Annotated in this window: 4 protein-coding genes; 1 reads left to right on the top strand and 3 read right to left on the bottom strand. The window is 65.3% G+C overall.

The features are described 5' to 3' along the window. The 3 genes from RMO25_RS08970 to RMO25_RS08960 all read right to left on the bottom strand — a co-directional run. Positions 1-243 (bottom strand): hypothetical protein (locus RMO25_RS08970; protein ID WP_309662265.1); only part of this gene is annotated, 243 nt, incomplete at its 3' end. A gap of 18 nt (positions 244-261) precedes the next feature. Further along, a complete protein-coding gene (locus tag RMO25_RS08965; RefSeq protein WP_309662264.1) occupies positions 262-810 on the bottom strand; it encodes a 2Fe-2S iron-sulfur cluster-binding protein in 549 nt (182 codons plus the stop codon). Positions 811-914: 104 nt separating this feature from the next. After that, a complete protein-coding gene (locus tag RMO25_RS08960) occupies positions 915-1,223 on the bottom strand; it encodes a GIY-YIG nuclease family protein (RefSeq protein ID WP_309662263.1) in 309 nt (102 codons plus the stop codon). A gap of 103 nt (positions 1,224-1,326) precedes the next feature. Here RMO25_RS08960 and RMO25_RS08955 point away from each other — a divergent pair, with 103 nt between their 5' ends. After that, positions 1,327-2,115 (top strand): alpha/beta fold hydrolase, encoded by a 789-nt coding sequence (locus RMO25_RS08955; protein ID WP_309662262.1) that lies wholly within the window; start codon positions 1,327-1,329, stop codon positions 2,113-2,115. The last annotated feature ends 38 nt before the right edge of the window (positions 2,116-2,153 follow it).

Raw genomic sequence — 2,153 nt, 5'->3', positions numbered from 1 at the left:
GACTTCGGTCTGCTGCTGGACGATTTGTGGACGATCCTCGTGGCGAGGTTCGATCGAGCGGGCTTGCGCCTGGGGCGCCGATTGCTCGGGCTGCTGCGCCCGTTCGGCCTGGCGCTCTGCACGCGCCTCGGCGCGGGCTTCGTGGCGGGCGGCGCGTTCGCTATCTCCGCTGGAGGGATCGTCGGCGGCAAAGGCGGGTACGGCGACGCTTGCAAGAAGCAAGAAAACAAGGCTGGTCCGCATGACAATATTCCCTTGGAATCAGGGTGGGTTACCCGACGGGATGTGCTCTTGCGCAGATGAGCCGTTGCTTAACCGTTCCGACCCCGATTGTTCAGCTTTCGGGGCGGTGGGAACGAGCGGCGCGGCCGTCGCCGCCGCCCGGGCGATCGCCTTGCGGATGCGTGGGTAAGCGCCGCAGCGGCAGATGTTGGGCAAGGCGTCGATCGCTTCCGCGCTCGGGCTCGGGCTGGCCCGGAGCAGCGCGGCGATGGCCATGATGAAGCCGGGCTCGCAATAGCCGCACTGGCTGACCTGCTCGGCCGCCCACGCCTGCTGCACCGGGTGCATGCGGTTGGCGGACAGGCCTTCGATGGTGACAACCTCCGACCCTTCGAGCGCGGCAATGGTGACGGTGCAGCTCTTGACCGCGCGGCCATCGACCATGACCGTGCACGCCCCGCAGTCACCACTGTCGCAGCCGTGCTTGGTCCCGGTCAGGTTCGACGCGTCGCGCAACGCCCACAGCAAGGGCGTCTGCGGGTCCAGCCGATAATGGATCGGCTCGCCGTTGACGGTCATTCGGGTCATAGCCGCAGCGTAGCGAGGCACGCTGCGCCCGTCATGCTGAACTTGTTTCAGCATCCATTCTGTTCGTCGGGCGGCGCGGTCTCCGGAATGGACCCTGAAACGGTTCAGGGTGGCGGCAGCGGCGGCAATCCGAAGCCCGGCGCCAAATCAACCCACTGCGGATTCTCGCTTTCGATCAGATTGATCTTCCACTGCCGGTGCCAGCGCTTGAGCTGCTTCTCGCGGGCGATAGCCTCGTACATGGTCGCGAATTGCTCAAACCGCACAAGCCGATAGACGCGGTACCTTGAGGTGAACCCCTTCACGTCGCCGCTGCGGTGCTGCCATAGCCGGGCGATCAGGTCCGAGGTCACACCGACGTACAACGTCCCATATTCTCGGCTCGCCAGAATATAGACGCACGGCTGTTTCATTTTTTTTCCGTCACCCTGAACTTGTTTCAGGGTCCATTTCCATGAAGGGCGGCGTTCGTCTCCACAATGGATGCTGAAACAAGTTCAGCATGACGGGTGAACTATGGCGCGCATATTGATCTCGACCAGCATCAGGCTCGGCTTTGACGAAGCCGGAAGCGGCGACGCGGTGCCGATCCTGTTCCTGCACGGCGTCGGGTCCGACAAGTCGGTGTGGGCGCCGCAGCTGGCGCATTTCGGAGCGCAGCGCCGGGCGCTCGCTTTCGACTATCCGGGCTATGGCGAGAGCGATCCAGCGACGGCGGGCACGACGCGGGACGATTACGCCGCGGCGATCCTGGCCGCGATGGATGCGTTGGGCATCGATCGCGCGCATGTCTGCGGCCTGTCGCTCGGCGGCGTGATCGCCATCGCCATGTACGCCGCGGCGCCGGCACGCTGCGTGTCGCTGATCCTCGCCGACAGCTTCGCCGTGCACCCCGACGGTGCGGCGATCTACGAGCGGTCGATTGCCGCAAGCGCCGACATGCGGGCCCTGGCGGAAGGCCGCGTCGATGCCCTGCTCGCGCAACCGGCGGACGCATCAGTACGCAGCGAAGTGATCGAGACCATGGCGAAGATCGATCCTGCCGCCTTCCGCATCGGCGCCGAAGCCGTGTGGCTCGCCGACCAGCGCGACCGTGCAGCCGCTATCCGCGTGCCCACCCTGATCATTTGCGGAACGGAAGACCATGTGACTCCGCCGGCGCTGTCGCGCGAGCTCGCGCACCTGATTCCCGGCGCGCAATATGAGCCGATCGAGGGTGCCGGGCATTTGTCCAATCTCGAGCGGCCGGTCGAATTCAACGCTGTGGCAAAAACCTTCGTCGAGGGCGTAGAGGCGCGCACATGAAAATCGCATGCATCGGCGCGGGTCCGGCCGGCCTCTAT

It is taken from the genome of Sphingomonas sp. (assembly GCF_031361285.1).
Classification (GTDB): domain Bacteria; phylum Pseudomonadota; class Alphaproteobacteria; order Sphingomonadales; family Sphingomonadaceae; genus Sphingomicrobium.
This window is presented reverse-complemented; position numbering and strand designations above follow the sequence as displayed.

Coding starts and splice junctions, on each gene's coding strand:
- RMO25_RS08965 (WP_309662264.1), bottom strand. CDS start 810: ATGACCCGAATGACCGTCAACGGCGAGCCGATCCATTATCGGCTGGAC.
- RMO25_RS08960 (WP_309662263.1), bottom strand. CDS start 1,223: ATGAAACAGCCGTGCGTCTATATTCTGGCGAGCCGAGAATATGGGACG.
- RMO25_RS08955 (WP_309662262.1), top strand. CDS start 1,327: ATGGCGCGCATATTGATCTCGACCAGCATCAGGCTCGGCTTTGACGAA.